The sequence below is a fragment of the Pantoea sp. genome (genome assembly GCF_039594315.1).
Lineage (GTDB): Bacteria > Pseudomonadota > Gammaproteobacteria > Enterobacterales > Enterobacteriaceae > Pantoea.
On the sequence record NZ_JBCNNP010000099.1, the window covers coordinates 1 to 5,289 of the forward strand.

The 5,289-nt window shown below is 54.4% G+C and carries 4 protein-coding genes; 1 reads left to right on the top strand and 3 read right to left on the bottom strand.

The window, feature by feature from the left end; all coding sequences use genetic code 11:
* A partial coding sequence (gene sthA, locus ABDW13_RS23165) for a Si-specific NAD(P)(+) transhydrogenase (RefSeq protein ID WP_343554852.1) occupies positions 1-1,391 on the top strand: 1,391 nt, incomplete at its 5' end.
* Here sthA and oxyR read toward each other — a convergent pair.
* From oxyR to ABDW13_RS23180, 3 genes are all read right to left on the bottom strand, one after another.
* Complete coding sequence (gene oxyR, locus ABDW13_RS23170) at positions 1,374-2,291, bottom strand: DNA-binding transcriptional regulator OxyR (protein WP_343554853.1); 918 nt, start codon at positions 2,289-2,291, stop codon at positions 1,374-1,376. The two genes, sthA and oxyR, sit on opposite strands and share 18 nt — an antisense overlap.
* A gap of 245 nt (positions 2,292-2,536) precedes the next feature.
* The gene (gene argH, locus ABDW13_RS23175) at positions 2,537-3,910 is read right to left on the bottom strand and encodes an argininosuccinate lyase (RefSeq protein WP_343554854.1); all 1,374 of its coding nucleotides are present in this window, start codon (positions 3,908-3,910) and stop codon (positions 2,537-2,539) included.
* Positions 3,911-3,985: 75 nt separating this feature from the next.
* Positions 3,986-5,203: an argininosuccinate synthase gene (locus tag ABDW13_RS23180; protein ID WP_343554855.1), complete on the bottom strand. Its 1,218-nt coding sequence runs from the start codon at positions 5,201-5,203 to the stop codon at positions 3,986-3,988.
* Between the last annotated feature and the right edge of the window lie 86 nt (positions 5,204-5,289).

Sequence of the window (5,289 nt, forward strand, 5' to 3'; positions counted from 1 at the left end):
CTTACGATTACGATGCCATTGTGATTGGCTCCGGTCCGGGCGGCGAAGGTGCGGCGATGGGGCTGGTGAAGCAGGGAGCGCGTATTGCAGTGATCGAACGCTACCACAACATCGGCGGCGGTTGTACTCACTGGGGAACCATCCCCTCCAAAGCCCTTCGTCATGCTGTCAGCCGTATTATCGAGTTCAATCAAAACCCACTTTATAGCGATCACACTCGCCTGCTGCGCTCCTCTTTCGCTGATATTCTCAATCACACCGAGAACGTCATCAGCCAACAAACCGCGATGCGTCAGGGTTTTTACGAGCGTAATCGCTGCCAGATTTATCAGGGTGATGCGCGTTTTGTCGATGCCAACACCATCGAAGTGGAACAGCCCGACGGCACGCGTGAGCGTTTAACTGCCGAGAAATTCGTGATTGCCTGTGGCTCACGCCCCTATCACCCCACCGATGTCGATTTTACCCATCCACGCGTTTACGACTCCGACTCCATCCTCAATCTGCACCATGAACCTGGCCACGTCATCATTTACGGCGCAGGCGTAATTGGTTGTGAGTATGCGTCGATTTTCCGCGGCCTTAACGTCAAGGTTGACCTGATTAACACCCGCGATCGTCTGCTGGCGTTCCTCGATCAGGAAATGTCGGATTCGCTTTCGTATCACTTCTGGAACAGCGGCGTGGTGATTCGTCACAACGAAGAGTTTGAGAAGATTGAAGGCGTGGACGATGGTGTGATTATTCACCTGAAGTCAGGCAAGAAAGTGAAAGCCGATTGCCTGCTGTACGCCAATGGTCGTACCGGTAACACCGATTCACTGTCGCTGGAAAACGTGGGATTAGAAGCTGATGGCCGTGGCCTGCTGAAAGTGAATAGCATGTACCAAACCGCGCAGCCGCACATTTATGCGGTCGGCGACGTGATTGGTTATCCAAGCCTGGCATCGGCCGCTTACGATCAGGGCCGCATTGCCGCACAGGCGATCATTAAAGGCGAAGCCACCGCGCATCTGATTGAAGATATTCCAACCGGGATTTACACCATTCCGGAGATCAGTTCCGTCGGCAAAACCGAGCAGCAGCTCACCGCGATGAAAGTGCCGTATGAAGTGGGCCGTGCGCAGTTTAAACATCTGGCACGTGCACAGATTGTTGGCATGCACGTCGGCAGCCTGAAGATTCTATTCCACCGCGAAACCAAAGAGATTTTGGGTATTCACTGCTTTGGCGAGCGTGCGGCGGAGATCATTCACATCGGCCAGGCCATCATGGAACAGAAGAACGGCGGCAACACGATTGAGTACTTCGTGAATACCACCTTTAACTATCCCACCATGGCCGAAGCCTATCGCGTCGCGGCGTTAAATGGCTTAAACCGCCTGTTTTAACGTGGTGTCCAGATAACCCTTCATATGGGTTTTGATTGCTTCTGCCAACTGCTCATAGCGGTTGCGCAGAGGCGATCCTGGGCGATACACCAACGCGATGGTGCGCTGCGGCACCGGCTTGTAGCACGGCAGATAACAGACGCCATCACGAATACGTTCATTCGGTACCGAAAGCGCAGGCAATAACGTAATGCCGCTGCCGGCAGCCACCATGTTGCGCAGCGTTTCTAAGCTGGTCGCACGGAAATGCGTGTCTTCATCTGCACCTGCCTCAAAACAGAAGCCCATCGCTTGATCGCGCAAGCAGTGTCCATCTTCCAGCATCAGCAGTTTTTCACCGGCCAGATCCGACATCGGCACGCGATCGCGATCGCGCCACGGATGATCGGCGTACACCGCCAGCGTCATCGGCTCATCAAACAGCGGCACTTCGATAAATGCTTCGCTCTCTTTCACTAACGCGACAATCGCACAATCCAGCTTGCCGCTGTCGAGTTGCGCCAACAGTTGATGCGTCTGCGCTTCGTGCAGGTACATTTCGAGTTTGGGGAAGGTTTGATGCAGCATCGGGATGATGTGCGGCAACAAATATGGCCCGGTGGTTGGAATCAAACCAATGTGCAGCGGCCCAGACATCGCTTCGCCCTGCTGGCTGGCCATCTCTTTCAGCACTTTCACTTCGCGCAGCACAGTTCGCGCCTGATCCACCAGCAGCAATCCCGCTTGGGTAAACAGCACCTTACGGCTGGTACGCTCCAGCAGCATCACACCGAGTTCATCTTCCAGCTTACGAATCTGTCCACTTAAGGTGGGTTGGCTGACATGGCAAGCGTCAGCAGCACGCCGGAAATGGCGATGCTCCGCAAGCGAAACCAGATACTCAAGATCACGAATATTCATTGAAATCCTCCAGACCACGATAGACCGTGGCGATAGATAGAATAGCAATGAACGATTAGCCCTATCAAGGCGTGAACGGGAATAATGCGCGCATCGACAAGATATGGAGCAGCCTCTGCAAACTGCTCACACCAAATCACTGTGCCGGCCGGGAGTGGCCTGCCCTTGATGATGTGCCTATAACAAGATGTAATTCCGAAGCTAGAGGTTGGCGGGCTACCGTAAGGTGCCCGCTTTTTTTTCGTTTAACCCAAACGCTTTTGCGCTTCGCCGATGGCAAACGCGACTTGCTGCGGTGATACGCCGCCTTGCGCGTTACGCTTATCCAGGCAAGATTGCAGCGACAGAATTGGATACACATCATCCTCAATTACCGCACTAAATTGCTGCAACTGCGCCAGGCTCAATGCCTCCAACGCCACACCTTGTTTGATCGCTTCTACCACGGTTTCACCGACAATGTGGTGCGCTTCGCGGAATGGAACACCTTTCGCCACCAAATAATCAGCCAGCTCGGTTGAGTTGGCATAACCTTGCTCGGCCGCTTCCTGGCAACGTGGACGCTTCACCTGAATGCCGTCCAATACCAGCACCGACATATGCAGGCAATCAAGCCAGGTATCGAGCGCATCGAACAGCCCTTCTTTGTCTTCCTGCATGTCTTTGTTGTACGCCAGCGGCAAGCCTTTCAGCGTCATCATCATGCCGGTTAATGCACCTTGCACACGGCCACATTTGCCACGAATCAGTTCCAGCGCATCTGGGTTTTTCTTCTGCGGCATCAGTGAAGAACCGGAAGTCACTTTGTCAGACAGCTCAAGGAAACCGGCTTCGCCCGTGTTGAAGAAAATCAGGTCTTCAGCAAAGCGCGACAGATGCACCATACCAATCGAAGCATCAGACAACAGCTCCAGCACGTGATCGCGGTCAGAAACGGTATCGAGGCTGTTACGTGTCGCAGACGCGAAACCTAACCAGCCCGCCAATTGCTGACGATCGATCTCATACGCGGTACCGGCCAGCGCGCCGCAGCCCAATGGGCTAACATCCATACGCTTCAGCGCATCCTGCAAACGGCTTTCATCACGCGCCAGCATTTCCACATACGCCAGGCACCAATGTGCGAAGGTTACCGGCTGAGCGCGTTGCAAGTGGGTATAACCCGGCATCACCGCATCCTGATTGGCAGCAGCGGTGGTCACCAGCGCCGATTGCAGCTCGCGCGTGGCTTCCAGCAGCACAGCAACCTGCTCTTTGCACCACAGCTTCAAATCCGTCGCCACCTGATCGTTACGGCTACGTCCGGTGTGCAGTTTCTTGCCCAACGCGCCGACTTTATCGATCAGCTTGCCTTCCACCCAACTGTGAATGTCTTCCGCATCGCTTTGCAGAATCTGCTCTGGATTGGCGCGCACTTCCACCAGCAGTTCATTCAGCGCGTTTTCCAACTGCTGTTGCTCATCATTGCTCAGCACGTTGACCGTCACCAGCGCTTTTGACCAAGCGATTGAGCCTGTGATGTCCTGCTCGGCCAGGCGATAGTCAAAACGCAGTGAATCGTTGAACTGCTTGAACCGTTGGTCTGCTGCCTGGGAAAAACGTCCGCCCCAAAGTGCCATCTGAATTACTCCTGAATCTGTTAAACAAAAGGCGGCCCGAAGCCGCCCTTGCAAAATATGTTGCTTACCGCGGTATTACTTCTTCTGCTCGTTCAACGCACGAATACGTGAAGAGAGTGAGAACAAACGGATAAAGCCGCCCGCATGACGGTGATCGTACACTTCGTCTTCGCCGAAGGTGGCGAACTCTTCAGAGTACAGGCTGTTGGCTGACGTTTTCTGCGTGGCAGTGGCGTGGCCTTTATACAGCTGTAATACCACTTCGCCGTTCACTTCTTCTGCCAGTGATTCCGCAGCGGCCTGGATGGATTTACGCAGCGGCGCGAACCAGCGGCCATCGTAAACCACGTAAGACATTTCGTGGCCCAGCTGCTCACGCCATTTGAAGCTATCGCGATCCAGCACCAACTGCTCAACCGCACGCAGCGCGTTCACCATGATGGTGCCGCCCGGGGTTTCGTAGCAGCCGCGTGATTTAATGCCAACCAGACGGTTTTCCACGATGTCGATACGACCCACGCCGTGTTTCGCACCCAGCACGTTGAGTTTTTCCAGGCACTGGAACGGGCTCAGTTTCTCGCCATTAACGGCCACAACGCGACCTTTCTCAACAGTCACGGTGACGTTCTCTGGCTGATCTGGCGCTTCCAGCGGATCAACGGTCCACACCCAGCAATCTTTGTTCGGTGCATTCGCTGGGCTTTCCAGCACGCCACCTTCGGTAGAGATGTGCCAGGCGTTCTCGTCGCGGCTGTAAATTTTTTCCAGCGACGCGGTGGTTGGGATGTTGCGCTCTTTCAGGTAATCCAGCAGCGCTTCACGTGAACGCAGATTCCACTCACGCCATGGCGCAACCACTTTCAGCTGTGGTGCCAGCGCGGTGTAGGTGGTTTCGAAACGCACCTGATCGTTACCTTTACCGGTTGCACCGTGGCACAGCGCATCTGCGCCAACTTTCAGTGCCAGCTCAACCTGCGCTTTGGCGATGATTGGACGCGCCATTGAGGTGCCCAGCAGGTAAGTGCCTTCATACAGTGCGCCAGTTTGCAGCACTGGATAGATGTAATCGCTGATGAACTCTTCACGCAGGTCAACCACGTGGCATTCAGATGCACCTGATTGCAGCGCTTTTTTCTCAACGCCCTCTAAATCAGCCGGATCCTGGCCAATGTTGGCGACAAACGCCACCACTTCACAACCGCCGTAGTTCTCTTTCAACCAGGGAATGATGGCTGAAGTATCCAGACCGCCGGAGTAGGCCAGAACGATTTTTTTGATGTTTTGCGTGCTCATGTCTTAATCCTTGATTATGCGAGAATCCGGGTGCCAATCGACACGCCGTTGAAAAGGGTTGGCAGTTGTTCAGCATGACGCCAGCT

Excerpts from the sequence above, each read along its gene's own strand:
- ABDW13_RS23180 (WP_343554855.1), bottom strand. The coding sequence starts at position 5,203 with ATGAGCACGCAAAACATCAAAAAAATCGTTCTGGCCTACTCCGGCGGT.
- argH (WP_343554854.1), bottom strand. The coding sequence starts at position 3,910 with ATGGCACTTTGGGGCGGACGTTTTTCCCAGGCAGCAGACCAACGGTTC.
- oxyR (WP_343554853.1), bottom strand. The coding sequence starts at position 2,291 with ATGAATATTCGTGATCTTGAGTATCTGGTTTCGCTTGCGGAGCATCGC.